The organism is Bacteroides gallinaceum (assembly GCF_030373775.1).
Classification (GTDB): domain Bacteria; phylum Bacteroidota; class Bacteroidia; order Bacteroidales; family Bacteroidaceae; genus Phocaeicola; species Phocaeicola excrementipullorum.
Map to the genome: position 1 here is coordinate 26059 of NZ_JAUDEN010000012.1, position 17355 is coordinate 43413.

The following is a 17355-nucleotide window of genomic DNA, read 5'->3' on the forward strand; positions in this document are numbered from 1 at the left end:
CAATGCGGTTTACAGAAAGCAAGCGGCAAAATACCAAAAAGATGCGGAAGAACAGATAAAAAGGCAGGCGCACAAACCGTGCAAATGCTGCGAACGACTCAAAAAGAATCGGGACAAACATCATCCGGCACCGTTTTTCCACATCAGGAAATTTTCCCCATCTCCACCTTTTTTATACCTTTGCAAAATCAATCGCCCCGAACATGAGAAAACTATTTATTCTATTAACGCTGGCCATGACATGCGGACTTATGGCATGCTCCGGCCACAAAAAGAAAAACAATATGGAAGAAACTACTGTACGTCTGGAAACCACAATGGGAAATATCACCGTAAAGCTGTATGACGAAACGCCCAGACACCGCGACAATTTCATCAAGCTGGTGAAAGAGGGCATGTACGACAATACGCTTTTCCATCGCGTCATCAAAAACTTCATGATACAGGCAGGAGATCCGGAAAGCAAAACGGCCTCGGACACCGCATCATTGGGAAGCGGCGACGTAGGCTATACCATCCCGGCCGAATTCAATCCGAAGTTCATTCACAAGAAGGGAGCTTTGGCGGCCGCACGCAAGGGGGACGAAGTGAACCCGAAGAAAGAATCGTCCGGATGCCAATTCTATATCGTGACGGGGCAGGTGTTCAACGAAGAGCAGCTGCTGGACGTGGAGCAACGCATGAAAGACGCACGGCTGACAAACATCTTCAACTCACTGGCTCAAAAACACATCAAGGAAATCTACAAGATGCGCCGCGCCGGTGACAACGACGGACTGATGGAACTGCAGAACAAGCTGGAGGAAGAAGCATACAAGGTTATGGAAAAGGAAGAACCCGTAAGATTCACTCCCGAACAGATTCAGGCTTATACAACAGTCGGAGGTGCGCCGCACCTGGACGGCGAATATACCGTATTCGGTGAAGTTATAGATGGAATGGATGTAATCGACCGCATCCAGAAGGTGAAAACAAACCGGAAAGACCGCCCGGAAGAAAACATCCGCATTCTGAAGGCAACGGTAGAGGAATAATATTGTAGAGGAACGGAATAAAAATGATAGAAGTAAACCATCATACGCTGGATAACGGACTGCGCATCGTACACCACGAGGACAAATCAACCCAGATGGTAGCTCTGAACCTGCTGTACAATGTAGGAGCGCGCGATGAAGACCCCGAACATACGGGATTCGCACACCTGTTCGAGCACCTCATGTTCGGCGGTTCAATCAATGTGCCCGACTATGACACGCCGGTACAGAACGCAGGAGGAGAGAACAACGCATGGACCAACAACGACATTACCAACTACTACATCACGCTCCCGCACCAGAATGTGGAAACCGGATTCTGGCTGGAGAGCGACCGCATGCTCAGCCTCGACTTCAATCCCAAAAGTCTGGACGTGCAGCGACAGGTAGTCATCGAAGAGTTCAAGCAGCGCAACCTCAACCAGCCGTATGGAGATGTTTCGCATCTGATGAGAGAACTGGCATACAAGCAGCACCCCTACCGCTGGCCCACCATCGGGAAGGAAATCAATCACATTGCAAATGCCACGCTCGATGAAGTGAGGGAGTTCTTCTATCATTATTATGCACCGAACAATGCCATTCTGGCCGTAACGGGGCATATCTCGTTCGAAAAGGCCTTGCAGCTGGCGGAAAAATGGTTCGGCCCCATACCGAAACGCGATATCCCGGCCCGCCAACTTCCCAAAGAAGAGAAGCAGACGGCAATCCGCAGAAAAACGGTAGAACGGAAAGTTCCGGTAAACGCCATCTACATGGCGTTCCACATGTGCAACCGCAAGCATCCGGACTACTACGCATACGACATGATCACCGATGTGCTGTCCAACGGACGCTCATCGCGGTTTGTGCGCTCGCTGATCCAGGAGCAGAAACTGTTCACCGGAATAGACGCCTACATCTCCGGAAGCATAGACGACGGCCTGCTGCAGATTACCGGAAAACCGGCACAGGGAATCACGCTGGAACAAGCCGAACAAGCTATCTGGGAGGAACTTGAACGGATGAAAACCGTTCCGGTAGACGACCATGAACTCGAAAAGGTGAAAAACCGCTACGAAAGTGAACAGATATTCAGCAACATGAACTATCTGAACGTGGCCAACAATCTGGCTTTTTTCGAACTGATCGGGAAGGCCGAAGACATAAATGACGAAGTGAAAAAATACCGTTCGGTCACCGCATCGCAGATACAGCATGTGGCGTCCCGATGCTTCGTCGCTGAAAACTGTTCTGTCCTATATTATAAAGCAGCCGAATGAAACTCAACCACTATTGCTCATTGCTCAAACTGGGTTTGCCCATCATCATCGGACAGATCGGAGTGATTGTGCTGGGATTTGCCGATACGCTGATGATCGGACACCACAGCACGGAAGGACTTGCCGCAGCAAGCTTTGTCAACAACATGTTCAATCTGGCCATCATTTTCTGCACCGGCTTTTCTTACGGACTGACTCCGGTTGTGGGAAGCCTGTTCGGGCAGAAGCGGATTGACGGAGTGGGACGAGCACTGAAGAACAGCCTGGCAGCCAACACTCTGCTTGCCGTCATCGTCTGCCTGGCCATGGCTGCCCTTTATTTCAACCTGGCCAATCTCGGACAGCCGGAAGAGCTGCTTCCTTTCATGAGGCCTTATTTTCTGGTGCTCCTCGCCTCCCTGCCTTTTGTACTCTGGTTCAATGCATTCAAACAGTTCTCCGACGGCATTACCGACACAAAAGTATCCATGTGGATTCTGCTTGGCGGAAACCTGCTCAACATCATAGGCAACTACATCCTTATCTACGGAAAGCTCGGCTTTCCGGAACTGGGACTGACCGGAGCCGGAATCTCCACACTTGTGTCCCGCATACTCATGGTTATCGTTTACCTGATGCTTTTCTTCGGCACTTCACGCTACAGAATATTCCGCCAAGGTTTTCGCACAGGACGCATCAACAAAAAAGATTTCAGCCTGCTCAACCGCCTGGGATGGCCCATCGCCGGACAAATGGGGATGGAAACGGCTTCGTTCAGCCTCAGCGCCATCATGATAGGATGGCTGGGAAGCACTGCGCTGGCCTCGTACCAGATCATGATTGCCGTATCGCAGATCTGCTTCATGATTTATTATGGCATGGGAGCCGCCGTTTCGGTCCGCATAAGCAACTTCTACGGGCAGAAGGATATAGAAAATGTGTGCCGGACAGCCAATGTCGGCTTTCACCTGATCCTGATGATGGTCGTCTGCACTTCCGTTCCCATCTTCTTGCTCCGCCACCATATCGGCGGATGGTTCACCGACAACGAAGCGGTCAGCCTGATGGTAGCGCAAACCATCGTTCCCTTCCTCCTTTACCAGTTCGGCGACGGGCTGCAGATAAATTTCGCCAATGCGCTCCGGGGAATAGCAGATGTCCGGCTGATCATGCTTTTCTCCTTTATCGCCTATTTCCTCATATCCCTTCCGGCAGGCTATCTGTTCGGCTTCGTCTTCAATTGGGGAGTAACAGGCATATGGGCGGCATTTCCTTTCGGACTGACCAGCGCCGGCATCATGTATTATCTCCGCTTCCGGTATAAAACAAGAAAAATGATATAGCCATGTTCTCCACTTCCACTAAAATCATCGTCGGATATATTGTTCTGATCGGCTTGCTGTTCGGAGCCATTGTATATACATTCCAGCAGATGAGTCTGCTGGCCGAACCGACCGGAGTGGAAGAAAACATCAATAACCGGAGGCACATCACACACCGCATCATCAGCAAGCTGTATGATGCGGAGATAACCGGACAAACATTGCGCATCGGCAAACTGGGAGAATACTCCAACTATATAAAAAAGATGAAAGAGGTCAACGCCTCGATCGACTCGCTGGAGACTATGCTCACCGACACGATCCAGCTGGCACGCCTGGATACGGTGCGCACGCTGCTGAAAAGCAAGCAGTGGAACATGTTTGCCGTTATCGAAGCCATGCAGGACAACCCCACCGATGCCCTCTACCAGCAGGAGCTCGACAGCCTGATCGCCTCGCAGGATTCCCTTCTCAACGCCCCGCACATACGCAGGAAGGTTGTGACGCATCACAACTCATATACAATCCGGCACAAGAAGAAGGGTTTTTTCAAAAGACTGGCCGACGTGTTTGCTCCCAAAGAAGATTCGACACTGGTCAACAACGTCATACAAGAAGAATACACCGATACGCTCAACGAAGTATATAGCCCGGTAGACACAATCACGAACATGCTGGCAGGAATCCAGCATAAAGTGTTCCAGACAAAACAAAAGCAGACACGCATGCTGAACGCGCGCCTCGAACGCCTGCGAATGGCCGGAAACAACCTGAGCCAGCGGGTAAACCAGTTGCTGGAAAACATTGAAACTGACGAGCAGACTGCCTACAAAGCGCGCCTGACACAAGAAAGGGAAATCCGGCAGAAAGCGGCACGCACCATGGCAAACATAGCCATCGCAGCCATCGCCATGGTACTCATATTCTCTATCGTAATCGCTAAAGACATCGCCCGGGGGAACCATTACCGGAAAGAACTGGAAAAAGCCAAGCTTTACGCTGAAAACCTGCTTGTCGCGCGCGAAAAGCTGATGCTTACCATTACGCACGATATCAAGGCTCCGGCAGGGTCAATCATCGGTTACATTGATCTGCTGGTGCGCCTCGTCAAAGACAAAAGACAGCTTTTTTACCTGAACAACATGAAGAGTTCGGCCAAACATCTGCTGGACCTGGTGACTTCACTGCTCGATTATCACCGGCTGGAAGCGGGCAAAATGGATGTACAGCGCATCGCATTCAACCCGAACGAACTGTTTGCGCACATTCATAACGGCTTCCTGCTTCTCGCCGAGAAAAAGGGCCTGAAACTTAACCTGAATATAAGATTCAACCCTTCGCTCACCCTGGAAGGGGATCCGTTCCGCATCCGCCAGATAGCGGAAAACCTGCTTTCTAATGCCTTGAAATTCACGGCAACGGGAGAAATCACCCTCAACGCTGACTACAGCAAAGAGGTGTTCACATTCAGCGTCACTGATACAGGATGCGGAATGACGGAACAGGAACAGCAGCGCATCTTTCAGGAATTTACCCGGCTGCGCAGCGCACAAGGACAGGAAGGGTTCGGATTAGGGCTCTCCATCACACGCAAACTGACAGAGCTGCTCGGAGGAGAAATATCAGTCAGCAGTGCCCCCGGAAAAGGCAGCACCTTCCGGGTTGAGATACCGATGCGACAAACCGAAACGCATGACGCGGCCGAAAAAACAGACTCCCGACAAGAAAACATCCATAAGAAACAACTGCACATTCTCCTCATAGACGACGACCGCATACAGATGAACCTGACAGAAGCCATGCTGAAAAGTATCCTTGACAACCACCAAGGAAGCAGCCCCGACATACGCTGCTGCGAACAGCCGGAAGAAGTGTTCAGCCTACTGCTGTCAGAGCAGTTCGATCTGGTTTTCACCGACCTGCAGATGCCGGCAATGAACGGCATTGAACTGCTGCAACGCATCAGAAACTTAAATGTTGCGCAAGCGAAAACGATTCCAGTCATTGCCATCACCGCCCGAGGGGACATGAATGAATCCGACTTTCAGGCAAAAGGCTTTGCAGGAATGCTTCAAAAGCCATTCAGCCGGCAAGACCTGATGCTGACATTGAAAAAGACGCTCCCAAAAGACGAAACGGCAGACAACGCCTCCCCCTGCCCGGAACATTTCCAAACATCTGCCGGAAAAAATGAATTCAATTTTGCTCCGCTCACTGCATTCTCAGAGGACGACCCGGAAGCCGCACTTGAAATCATGAGCACATTTATCAATGAAACGGAACAAAGTATCCAGAAACTGGCTCAGGCCGCAAAAGAAGAGAACATGGAACAAGCATGCGCCATCGCACACAAGATGCTGCCTACATTCATCATGATCGAAGCGAAAGAAGCGGTCCCGGCATTGCAGTGGCTCGAGCGCAAACGGGGGGAAACAAAATACACGCCCGAAGCGGACAAAGCCGTGCATCTCGTCATCGAACAGGCGCAAAACGCGCTGAACAAAGCTGAAAATGCAACAGGACAGATTGATTGAAAAGAAAAATCGCTATCTTTGTAACCACAAACAACTGACACATATATGGCTTCATCTTTATTGATTGTGGAAGACGATCTGACTTTTTCGACCATGCTGAAGACATGGCTTAAAAAGAAGGGGTTTGAAGTAGAAACTGCAAGCACGCAGGCGCGTGCCCGCAAACTGCTTGCAGAACAGCCCTTCGACCTTATACTTTCCGATCTGCGGCTTCCGGACAAGGACGGGATGACGCTGCTGTCATGGCTGCGCGAACAAAGCAACCAGGTTCCGTTCATCATCATGACCGGGTATGCCGAAATTCAAAGCGCAGTGAAAGCCATAAAGGAAGGAGCAACCGACTATATCTCCAAGCCTGTACAGCCGGATGAACTCCTGAAGAAAATAAAAGAAGCAATCAATACAGAACATGCCTCAGCCGAAGAAGAAGAGGCTGGAATCTCCCAACAGAACTTTCTGGAAGGAGAAAGCGAGGCTGCGCACCAATTATATAACTACGTCAATCTGGTAGCACCCACACAGATGTCAGTGCTGATAAACGGTGCAAGCGGCACAGGCAAAGAGTATGTGGCACATCGCATTCACAGGCTCAGCAAGCGTGCCGGCAAGCCTTTCATTGCCATCGACTGCGGATCGATTCCCAAAGACCTGGCAGCATCAGAGTTTTTCGGACACGTCAAAGGTTCTTTTACCGGAGCTTTCAACGATAAGGTCGGGGCGTTTGAAGAGGCAAACGGAGGAACACTTTTTCTGGACGAAATAGGAAACCTGAGCTATGAAGTGCAGGTACAGCTGCTGCGTGCTCTTCAAGAAAGACGTATCCGGCGCATCGGTTCCAGCAAGGAGATTGAAGTAGACGTGCGGCTTATCAGCGCAACCAACGAAAACCTGAAAGAAGCCATCGCCAAAGGAAACTTCCGCGAAGACTTATACCATCGCATCAACGAGTTCACATTGTACATGCCTTCGCTGAAAGAACGGAAAGACGACATTCTGCTATTCGCCAATTTCTTCCTCGACCAAGCCAACAAAGAGCTTGACCGAAACCTCATCGGGTTCGACCAGGAAGCTTGCGAGGCATTGCAGAACTACCCATGGCCGGGAAACCTGCGACAGCTGAAGAACACGGTAAAGCGAGCGACCCTCGTGGCACAAGGCGAATTCATCTCACCGAGGGATTTGGGAGAAGATTTTAACAATGCAGGCCTGGCAGATATTCCTGCATGTGCCGACGAACCGCTTCTTCTTCACAACGAAGAACATGAAAAGCAACGGATTCTTCAGGCACTCCAGCACACCAACAACAACAAGAGCAAAGCGGCCATACTTCTGGGCATTGACCGGAAGACATTATACAACAAGCTGAAACTGTATAACATTCCACAATAAAGTGTGGAATATTTCCACAACAGCCAATTGAGGATTCCACAAATTATCCACAAAAAAACGACCATGCCAGTGCAAACAATTCGGACACTTCGTTTGTTATTACTAAATAAAGAAAACAATTACAAGTTGAATAACAAGATGATAAATAGAAAATAAGATATCCGTTGCCAAATAAAGCAAAAGGATGGCACGCTTTGGCACGGAGATTGCATTAAATTATATATACGGAAATTAAAAACAAAACAGTACACAAAAAAGATTAGAACTAGATTTTAAACCCAACCCCATTTAAGAATTGAGAGAATTTAAGCTTTAAGCTATAATCTCTTATAAATGAAGATGCCTATGTGTTAAAGAGAGGAGAACGCTGTGAAGCCTTCTCCTTTCGTCATTCCAGACCGATCCCTTCGAAGCACCGCCAAAGCCCGTCATCGGGAAGAGGAGCCGTCAAATCAATAAGCGCTTTCGAAACCGGATGCACAAATCTCACCCTGCGCGCATGCAGCGATATGCCGCCGTCCGGGTTCGAACGGGGAAAACCATACTTCAAGTCACCCTTGATGGGACAGCCCATTTTCGCCAACTGGCAACGGATCTGGTGATGCCTGCCTGTCTTCAGGTCAACTTCCAGCAAGAAATAATTCTGCGAACAGCCTATCAGACGATAATGAAGCACAGCTTTCTTGGCATTCTTCACTTCCTTGTCATAGGCATACGACTTGTTCTGCTTCTCATTGCGCACCAGATAATTGACCAGCTCAGCTTCTTCCAGCTCCGGACGCTGGCGGACAATGGCCCAGTAGGTCTTTTTCACCTCTCCTTTCCGGAACATCTCATTCAGCCGCTCCAGCGCCTTTCCCGTCTTGGCAAACATCACAAGTCCGCTCACCGGCCTGTCCAGGCGATGCACCACACCCAGAAACACATTGCCGGGCTTGGCATACTTCTCCTTAAGATACTGCTTGACTGTTTCAGAGAGCGGCGTGTCGCCCGTCTTATCGCCCTGAACGATTTCAGACACAGTCTTGTTGACTACAATGATATGATTGTCTTCGTAAACAACTTCCATAAATACTTCGCATATAAACGCAGAAGACGCAAAGACGCAGAGATCCGGTCCCTGCGTTTCTGCGTCCCTACATCAAACAAATATTCTCAAAAATTACATATTCATGCCACCGTCAACCTGAATAACCTGTCCTGATACATAAGAAGACAAGTCGGATGCCAGGAACAATGCGATGTTGGCCACATCTTCCGGCGTACCGCCGCGGCGCAACGGAATCCGCTTGTTCCATTCAGCCTTCACTTCGTCAGAAAGCTGCGCAGTCATGTCGGTGATAATAAATCCCGGAGCGATGGCGTTCGCACGGATGCCGCGTGAGCCCAACTCCTGAGCAATAGATTTTGCCAGCGCAATCAGTCCGGCCTTTGAAGCCGAATAGTTGCACTGTCCGGCATTGCCGTGTACGCCTACCACAGAAGCCATATTGATGATGTTTCCGCTTCTCTGACGCATCATGATCGGCGTGCAGGCATGGATGAAGTTGAAGGCCGACTTCAGGTTTACGGCAATAACCGCATCCCATTGTCCTTCGCTCATGCGCATCATCAGGCCGTCTTTCGTGATTCCGGCATTGTTCACCAGAATGTCAATCGAGCCGAAGTCGCTGTGGATCTGCTCCACAACCTTGGCGGTTTCTTCAAAACTTGCGGCGTTCGAAGCATATCCCTTCACCTTCACGCCATAAGCGGCGATTTCCTTTTCTGTATTCTGACCGTTTTCATCAATTACCAAGTCTGTAAACGCTATGTTGGCTCCTTCAGAAGCAAACTTCAAGGCAATGGCCTTACCGATACCACGGGCAGCACCCGTAATGATAGCTGTTTTTCCAGTTAATAATCCCATTTTCTTTTTATATTAAAAATTAAACTATAAGTTGTCGCGTCTGTTCTTGCAGCCCAATGCGCCGAAAACGATCTTCGACACATAGCGCCACCCGATTTCATCATCCAGATCGTCGGCGATTTGCCCGCGGATATACGGCACTTCAATACCTTTTATACAATAATGCAGGATATCGGCCATGATATCCACATTGTCGAGATCAAAATAACCTGCATCCTTCCCGTCCTGAAGCACCTTCCGGAAAAGAAGGATTTCTTTATGGTCGAACTCCTTCCTTACAGCCTCAACCTTCCAGATATCCCTGAAGAAGCTTGCCTTCAACGTTCCGTTACGGTAAACGACCATTTTGATGGCCTCGAGATGTGTCATTATCAGTTCCATGATTTTATCGTCGGGGGCCGTATGCCTTTCGGCGGCCTGTTCCATCTTGGTGGAAAGCACTTCAAGCTCCGACTCTACGACAGCCAGATAAATCTGATCCTTGCTTTTGAAATAAGTGTACAAAGTCCGCCGCCCTTTCTTTGAGGCCACAGCAATATCGTTCATCGTCGTCTCTTCAACTCCTTTTTTCGCAAAAAGCTGACGGGCGACATCGACCAATTGGGCTCTCGTTCTCTGTACAGTCATTGTTTATTGCACATAATGATATTGATGTGAGCAAAATTAGTGCTTTTCTTTCTATTACACAAATATAGACACCGCAAATTGGCAAAAAAGGCGAAACCCGAAAGCGCATCCTTCCGCTTCCGTAAAGCAAGGAACGGCATGCCGGCTATTTCTTCATCTCCAGGCTGAAGATACAAATCTCCAACTTAAAGATACATATCTCCAGCCTGAAGACATGCATCTTTAGCCTGAGGATGAAGCTTGCTTCCCGACAAGCCCACGATTCCAGCGTATCTTTTCATGTCAAAAAAACGCCCTGCACAGGTGTCCATAACCGTTTATGAAGAAGCACTGAAAAAATATTGCATAAAAAATTTGTTTTTTCAGAAAAGAAGCCGTACCTTTGCAGCGGATTTGAGAAAGAGTATATATCGCGGAGTGGAGCAGTTGGTAGCTCGTTGGGCTCATAACCCAAAGGTCGTCTGTTCGAGTCAGGCCTCCGCAACCAAAAGTCCGGAAACGGAAAAAGAACCTAACACCGCGGAGTGGAGCAGTTGGTAGCTCGTTGGGCTCATAACCCAAAGGTCGTCTGTTCGAGTCAGGCCTCCGCAACCAAAAGATGCAGAAAGAGCCTCACAAAGGCTCTTTTTTTATTTCACGCAAACAAAAAATAATGTAACTTTGTTGTCATAGACATATAATACAAATCAAATCCTCTTATCATTATGACACGAATTTACTCTAAACTGACCGATTTAATCGGACATACCCCAATTGTACAACTTAACCGGCTGGCGGAAAAACACGGAGTGCAAGCACCGCTGTTCGCCAAAGTAGAATTTTTCAACCCCGGAGGAAGCGTAAAAGACCGCATTGCCCTGGCTATGATTGAAGACGCCGAAAGACAAGGCAGACTGACTCCGGAAGCCGTCATCGTTGAACCCACAAGCGGAAACACTGGTGTAGGACTTGCGTGGATCGCTTCCGTAAAAGGATACAAAACCATTCTGACCATGCCCGAAACCATGAGCATAGAGCGCAGAAAACTATTAAAGGCACTGGGAGCCGAAATCGTGCTGACACCCGGAAGTGAAGGAATGGGAGGAGCCATACGCAAGGCCGAAGAACTGCGGAATTCCATCCCGGGAGCCATCACACTGCAGCAGTTCGAGAACCCGGCCAATCCGGAAGCCCACGCACGCGGAACGGCTCATGAAATCTGGGAAGACACGGACGGAAAGGTTAACGTATTTGTAGCGGGCGTAGGAACCGGAGGCACAGTAAGCGGAACCGGGAAAGCCCTCAAGCAACTCAACCCGCATATTGAAATCGTGGCCGTAGAACCGGACAGCTCCCCCGTACTCTCGGGAGGGAAAGCCGGACCGCACAAGATCCAGGGAATAGGAGCCGGATTCATTCCCAAAACCTACAACCCGGATGTTGTGGACAAGATCATACGGGTTACAAACGAAGACGCCATGCAAACCGCCCGCGAACTCGCCAAGACAGAAGGCCTTCTGGTAGGCATCTCATCCGGTGCGGCCGCTTATGCAGCCCTTCAGCTGGCCAAGAGCGACGAATACAAAGGAAAGAATATCATCGCCCTGCTTCCGGACACCGGAGAAAGATACCTTTCTACTGAACTTTTCAGCACGGAAGGATAGCAGCAAACGGCAGGGAGCGTGCGCAATAAACGCACAACGGTCACATATTGCAGGGAGAACAGCAAAAAAAGAGCTGCAAATTTTTCCAAATCAAAAAGAATCAGTATCTTTGCAACCCGAAAACGACCATTGCACACGTTTTTTGTGTTACCAGGAAATAATAACAATAAAAGCATATACAAAAATGAAAAAAGGCATTCATCCTGAGAACTACCGTCCGGTAGTATTTAAAGACATGTCAAACGGTGACATGTTCTTGTCACGCTCCACTTGCGCCACAAAAGACACTATTGAATTTGAAGGCGAAACTTATCCGCTGATCAAGCTGGAAATTTCAAGCACTTCACATCCGTTCTACACAGGTAAAGCTAAGCTGGTAGACACTGCAGGACGTGTCGACAAGTTCATGAGTCGCTACGCAAACCACAAGAAAAAATAAGCAAACCTTTTAAGAAAACAGGCACTCCTTTTCAAGAGTGCCTGTTTTTTTATGCCCGGACGGAACAAAAAAAGACAAAAAAAAGAATGCCATCCGATGATGGCATCCCCTTGAAAGACATTTGAATCTGCCTTTAAGCTTTCACACGGCCCACATACGAACCGTCACGAGTATCCACCTCAATCATTTCGTCTGTATTAATGAACAGAGGTACACGCACGGTAGCTCCGGTTTCAACCGTAGCAGGCTTCGTTGTATTTGTTGCAGTATCTCCCTTCAAGCCCGGCTCAGTGTATGTAACCTTCAGCTGAACTTTCACCGGAAGCTCTGCATAAAGAATCGTTTCAGTAGAAGCGTCAGAAACCACGTCAACCACCATTTCTTCCTTCAGGAAGTCAACGCCTTCAATCTGGTCATGTGCGATGGGCACCTGCTCAAATGTTTCCTGATTCATGAAAATATAATCTTCACCTTCCTTATAAAGGAACTGGTAAGGACGGCGTTCAACACGGACATCTTCCAGCTTTTCACCGATATTGAAACGGCGTTCCAATACATATCCGTCAACCACATCTTTCAACTTAGTACGCATGAAAGTATTTCCCTTTCCCGGCTTTACATGCAAAAAATCAATGCAGAAATACAGCTTTCCGTCCATACGGATAGCTGTTCCGATTTTAATGTCTTGAGCATTAATCATAACTAGAAATCTTTTATATTATTTACTGTGTTAATCGTCTGAATCTGATTTCGAGCGCAAAATTAATCTAAATCAAGAAAAAACGCAAAAAGATTTCAGTAAAAAAGACTTAGCACTTTGATTATTTAAAAAAAGTCACTAATTTTGCAGCCTGAACGTATGGAATAATAACATAATAATATATAGAAAGATGAAAAGAACCTACCAACCCTCTAACAGAAAGAGAAAGAACAAACACGGATTCCGTGAAAGAATGTCTACCGCCAACGGCCGTCGAGTTTTGGCAGCACGCCGTGCTAAAGGCCGCAAGAAACTGACTGTTTCTGACGAATACAATGGCGTAAAAGCTTAAATCCTTTTATTAAAGCTACATCAGGAGCCGCAAGAACATGAGTCTTTGCGGCTTCTTTCTTTTTTACAGCCGCACTGCCCGGCAACACAGACAATAAGACAATAGAAAAGAAATAAGAAGCACTAAATTTTACGAATCCACAAACCGCATACAGGCCAAAAGGGCTACCTTTGCAGATAACAACCATTAAAGAAAATAAATTATGAAAAACTGTATTTCATTTTTATCTGCCTGTGCATGGCATCTTTCTGCCTGACAGCATGTACAGACGATGAAGGCAAGCAAAGCTCAGGCACCAATCTGACCCCGGATGAACATAAGGAAAAACTGGAAAATATCGGACTGGAAGTGCTCGGAAAAATCAACCCGGCAGACCATGAAAAGCTACTCAACGCCATAGACAACTTCGCAAGGCTGGCAGACGACGGGCTGGACATCGAGCGGGACAAAGCAATCCAGTCGGGAGTGAATCTGGCAAAGACGATGGCAAACATTTGCCGCAGATCCAACCCGGGAGAAATGATGAGTTTCGCCAATGCAAAAAGCGATGTGTATGCGGCTGCTCAGTTCGCAAAAATCTATACATATAATAATGGGAACTAGCCAACGCGGAAGTCAACATCAACAACCAGGCAATCATCAAAGTTTCATGCTCCAACATAAATGCTTTCGTTGACTTTCTGGAAGATTTCGACAACCGGTATCCTTCATGGGAAGAACAAGAAAGTCAGGAATATAACGACAAGGTGGCAGCTGCCTATAACAAATATAACACAGCAGAGCTTTACTATACAGACGGCGACAATGTTATCGCCAATCTGAGCATGCAGAGCTATCTGTATGAGGACACCTACAATCCTGAATACAATTATTATGATGTCGAACCGATAATCACATTCGTGTCCGACGAGTCGTCGTTCAGCATCGAAAGCTATTTTGATGACATCAGTTTCAATGACCTGATCAACAGCGCAGAAGATTTGACCGAAGCATACAAAGACTATCTTCAGTATCTGGTGGAATGAACCTCCCGCCGGAGATACGAAACTTTATCGGGGATGTATCAAGACCGCTTGGTGCATCCCTTTTGTTCGCAACCGTTTGGACTGATATCTCATGACAAAAACCGTATTCGCACTTTTGCTGTTCTTTTCCTGCTGCCAGCTCAAGGCCCAGCCTTCTGATACGCTCTATCTCCCCAAAGACACCGTCTATGAGCTGGACGCAGTGGAAATTTCGGCGGTAAGGGACAACAGCATCATGTCGGGAACCATGTCGGGAAGGATTGATTTGAAAGCGGAAAACCTCCAGTCTTTGCCGAAATTTCTCGGAACAACGGACATGTTGCGGACCATACAACTGACACCCGGCATACAAACCAGCGGCGAACTGGACGCCGGCCTGTATATCAGGGGATGTGAATCCGGACACAATCAGGTCATGTTCAATGACGTTCCCATTTATAATCCTATGCATCTCATGGGTTTCTTCTCTATCTTCAACAGCGACCACATCTCGTCAAGTTCCATTTACAAATCATACATTTCTCCCCAATACGGAGGACGCCTGTCGGGAACAGTCTGTGTGTCAAGCAAGTCGAAGCAGGCAGAGCGTACATCCGTAAGCGGAACCGTAGGGATACTCTCTTCGCAGGCTACGCTGGAAACTCCCGTCAATGACAAGAGCAGCCTGTATCTTTCGGGCAGAGGCACCTATGTCAATCTGCTGCTGGGCCTGATTGACCTGAACGAAGAAAGCGTCCAGCCCGAGTATGGCTTTCAAGACTACAACCTCACCTACACGGCAAAGCCTACCGAGAAAAGCGACGTGCTGGTGAATGCATTTTTCGGAATGGACGATTTTTCCATCAAAGAATATTATTATCAGGCCAACGGAGGAATTTCATGGAAAAATGCAGCTGTATCCCTGCAATGGACGCAGCAATTGTCCGCTTCCAGCCGCATGGCTCATACGGCCTATTATTCGTATTACGATAATCTTATTGACGTAAACTTTGCCGGAAGCCAGATCCGCTTTCCGTCACGCATACAGGATTTCGGTTATAAAGGGAAGTATCACTTCCGGACAGGGCGATGTTACTGGACGGCAGGAGCGGATTATGTCCGGTATTCCGTCCGCCCGCAATATCCCGAAACACAGGATCTGTTCAGCTCCGCATTGAGCCAGTCAGCAGAGAATATACAAACTCATGAATATGGCATCTATGCACAAGGGTCATTTCATCTGTCACCACAGATCAGTGCCCGGCTGGGACTGAGGTACAGCGGCTCTATCCAGCCGGGGCATGCTCCCTACCATGGGATTGAGCCGCGCATGTCTTTGGAATACGAATGGAAAAACGACCGGAAAATCATGTTCTCCTACACTTTACAGCGCCAGTACATGAATCAGATCGTTGTGTCGGGCATCGGATTTCCCACGGACTTCTGGTTGCCAGCCTCCAAGAATATACCGGCACAGAAAGCCCATAGCCTGTCCTTAGGATATTTCCATGCGATAAACGGACGTGACTATGAATTCAGCGTGGAGGGATATTTCAAAAGGCTGTACAATCAGTTTGAGTTCAACGGAGAAATGCTTGACATGGTAAACCAGTCTTATCAGATCGACGAGCACCTCAATATGGGCGACGGGCATAGCTACGGCATAGAATTCATGCTCCAGAAGCATACGGGAAGGCTCAACGGATGGGTCAGCTATACATTGGGACGATCCACCCGGAAATTTCCCGACATAAACGGAGGGAAAACATTTCCCGCAAAGAACGACCGGAGGCACAACCTCTCCGTAGTGACCAACTACAAACTGAGCGAGCGGTGGGAACTCTCCGGCATATTCGTTTACGCAACCGGAAGCGCGTTCACGATGCCCGCCGCGCTTTATCTGATAGGAGAAAATGCCATCAATGAATATGGGCCTCACAACGGAGCGCGGATGCCGGCCTATCACCGCATGGACCTGTCGGCCAGCTATTGGTTCAAGCGGAACTCCAGAAGAGAGAGCATGATCAATATCTCGCTTTACAACGCTTATGGCCGGGAGGACCCGATATACCTGTCAGTCGGAATCGAGGCAGACAGGGAAAAAGGAAAAGTGCGCATCTCGCCCAAAGGCCAGAGCCTGTATTCGTTTGTCCCCTCAATCAGTTATTCATTCAAGTTTTAGCATGAAAAAGATAAGCCTTAAAAGTCTTCCACTTGTGCTGTCAGCTCTCTGCGGATGTACGCCCGAGTTCGACTTCGGAAGCATCGATTTTGAACCTCAGATCGTAGTAGAGGGATGGATTGAAAACGGCGGAGTGGCCAATGTCTGTCTGACGCAGGCATTGACTATGGATATGGACACAGCCGGAACTTCCATTTCTGACATTGCCATCCGCTGGGCAAAGGTAACGGTCAGCGACGGCCAAACAGAAGAAGTGCTGACAGGAAGAGTAGACAAGAACTATATGCCTCCTTTTATCTACAGAGGAAGCCGCATCAAAGGAGAAACAGGAAAAACTTACCGGCTGAAAGTAGAATATTCCGGGCGTGTGCTTACGGCCAGCACGACAATCCCTCCCGTCACCCCGATTGAGAAGCTGACAGTGAGCAAGTGCACGGACAGCGACACGCTTTATCAGATTGAGCTGAAATTCCATGATGACCCGCTCCAGCAAAACTATTACAAGATATTCACTCAGGTCATCCCTGAAGACACACGTTTTTATCCGGCTTTTATGGGAACCTTTGCAGACAATGTGCTGGAAGACAATACGGGAAGCGTCCGGGCAAACAGAGCCATGAGGCATTCGCATATAGGAAAGTACACTCCTTTCTTTTCGCTCAACGATACGGTCAACGTCAAGCTCACCCAGTTGCCCGAAGAGGGATTCGAGTTCTGGAGCGGCTACGAAAATGAAATCATCAACGGAAAGAATCCGATTTTCCCCAGCTCCACCAACCTGAGCACAAACATTCAGGGAGGAAAAGGCATATGGTGCGGATATGGAAAAGTGATACGCCGCGTAACAATTGCGGACAGCATCAGATAAAAAAAGCGAATCCTAAAAGTTTTTTGTTCAACTTGTCGGGTTCGCTTCGCAGTTTAATATCATATCTTGTCCCGAGGCATCCGGCATTCAGTCATACAGCCTTCTGCCCAA

The 17355-nt window shown here is 48.3% G+C and carries 16 protein-coding genes, 2 tRNA genes and 2 pseudogenes; 15 read left to right on the plus strand and 5 right to left on the minus strand.

Translation table 11 applies throughout. The features are described from left to right. Positions 1-203: 203 nt before the first annotated feature. The 6 genes and pseudogenes from QUW60_RS08055 to QUW60_RS08075 form a co-directional block, all read left to right on the plus strand. Entirely contained in the window at positions 204-1034 is an 831-nt protein-coding gene (locus tag QUW60_RS08055) for a peptidylprolyl isomerase (RefSeq protein WP_434736855.1), read from the plus strand. Positions 1035-1057: 23 nt separating this feature from the next. Next, entirely contained in the window at positions 1058-2296 is a 1239-nt protein-coding gene (locus QUW60_RS08060) for a M16 family metallopeptidase (RefSeq protein ID WP_289559727.1), read from the plus strand. After that, positions 2293-3618 (plus strand): MATE family efflux transporter, encoded by a 1326-nt coding sequence (locus QUW60_RS08065; protein ID WP_289559728.1) that lies wholly within the window; start codon positions 2293-2295, stop codon positions 3616-3618. Before QUW60_RS08060 ends, QUW60_RS08065 begins: the two co-directional genes overlap by 4 nt. 2 nt (positions 3619-3620) lie before the next feature. Continuing rightward, on the plus strand, positions 3621-6131 hold the full coding sequence (locus QUW60_RS08070) for a hybrid sensor histidine kinase/response regulator (RefSeq protein WP_289559730.1): 2511 nt from the start codon (positions 3621-3623) through the stop codon (positions 6129-6131). Between the two features lie 93 nt (positions 6132-6224). Then, a pseudogene (locus tag QUW60_RS15150) lies at positions 6225-6461 on the plus strand (response regulator); the annotation flags it as partial. 117 nt (positions 6462-6578) lie between these two features. Continuing rightward, positions 6579-7520, plus strand: a pseudogene (locus QUW60_RS08075) (sigma-54 interaction domain-containing protein); the annotation flags it as partial. A gap of 388 nt (positions 7521-7908) precedes the next feature. Here the strand turns inward: QUW60_RS08075 and QUW60_RS08080 are convergent. The 4 genes from QUW60_RS08080 to QUW60_RS08095 all read right to left on the minus strand — a co-directional run bounded on the left by QUW60_RS08080 (position 7909) and on the right by QUW60_RS08095 (position 10367). Then, complete coding sequence (locus QUW60_RS08080) at positions 7909-8589, minus strand: RluA family pseudouridine synthase (protein ID WP_258336638.1); 681 nt, start codon at positions 8587-8589, stop codon at positions 7909-7911. 93 nt (positions 8590-8682) lie between these two features. Next, positions 8683-9429, minus strand: a complete 747-nt coding sequence (gene fabG / locus QUW60_RS08085) for a 3-oxoacyl-[acyl-carrier-protein] reductase (RefSeq protein ID WP_258336639.1) — start codon at positions 9427-9429, stop codon at positions 8683-8685. Between the two features lie 24 nt (positions 9430-9453). Further along, positions 9454-10056, minus strand: a complete 603-nt coding sequence (locus tag QUW60_RS08090) for a TetR/AcrR family transcriptional regulator (protein ID WP_289559735.1) — start codon at positions 10054-10056, stop codon at positions 9454-9456. Positions 10057-10241: 185 nt separating this feature from the next. Further along, entirely contained in the window at positions 10242-10367 is a 126-nt protein-coding gene (locus tag QUW60_RS08095; protein WP_258336641.1) for a hypothetical protein, read from the minus strand. A gap of 100 nt (positions 10368-10467) precedes the next feature. Here QUW60_RS08095 and QUW60_RS08100 point away from each other — a divergent pair. The 4 genes from QUW60_RS08100 (at position 10468) to QUW60_RS08115 (ending at position 12138) form a co-directional block, all read left to right on the plus strand. Further along, a tRNA-Met gene (locus QUW60_RS08100) sits at positions 10468-10543 on the plus strand. A 31-nt stretch (positions 10544-10574) separates the two neighbouring features. Further along, positions 10575-10650, plus strand: a tRNA-Met gene (locus QUW60_RS08105). 110 nt (positions 10651-10760) lie between these two features. Next, positions 10761-11699, plus strand: a complete 939-nt coding sequence (gene cysK, locus QUW60_RS08110; protein ID WP_289559737.1) for a cysteine synthase A — start codon at positions 10761-10763, stop codon at positions 11697-11699. A 184-nt stretch (positions 11700-11883) separates the two neighbouring features. Next, positions 11884-12138, plus strand: coding sequence for a type B 50S ribosomal protein L31 (locus tag QUW60_RS08115; protein WP_258336643.1), 255 nt, complete (start codon positions 11884-11886; stop codon positions 12136-12138). 133 nt (positions 12139-12271) lie between these two features. Here the strand turns inward: QUW60_RS08115 and efp are convergent, their stop codons facing one another. Further along, entirely contained in the window at positions 12272-12838 is a 567-nt protein-coding gene (efp, locus tag QUW60_RS08120) for an elongation factor P (RefSeq protein WP_258336644.1), read from the minus strand. Positions 12839-13028: 190 nt separating this feature from the next. On the opposite strand from efp, the gene rpmH reads away from it, so the two are divergent. From rpmH to QUW60_RS08145, 5 genes are all read left to right on the plus strand, one after another. Continuing rightward, complete coding sequence (gene rpmH, locus QUW60_RS08125) at positions 13029-13190, plus strand: 50S ribosomal protein L34 (protein WP_258336645.1); 162 nt, start codon at positions 13029-13031, stop codon at positions 13188-13190. Between the two features lie 237 nt (positions 13191-13427). Next, positions 13428-13793, plus strand: coding sequence for a hypothetical protein (locus tag QUW60_RS08130; protein WP_289559740.1), 366 nt, complete (start codon positions 13428-13430; stop codon positions 13791-13793). Between the two features lie 143 nt (positions 13794-13936). Next, positions 13937-14215 (plus strand): hypothetical protein, encoded by a 279-nt coding sequence (locus QUW60_RS08135; RefSeq protein ID WP_289559743.1) that lies wholly within the window; start codon positions 13937-13939, stop codon positions 14213-14215. A gap of 91 nt (positions 14216-14306) precedes the next feature. Then, positions 14307-16376, plus strand: a complete 2070-nt coding sequence (locus QUW60_RS08140) for a TonB-dependent receptor plug domain-containing protein (protein WP_289559745.1) — start codon at positions 14307-14309, stop codon at positions 16374-16376. A 1-nt stretch (position 16377) separates the two neighbouring features. Further along, positions 16378-17244 (plus strand): DUF4249 domain-containing protein, encoded by an 867-nt coding sequence (locus QUW60_RS08145; protein ID WP_258336648.1) that lies wholly within the window; start codon positions 16378-16380, stop codon positions 17242-17244. Positions 17245-17355 lie beyond the last annotated feature (111 nt).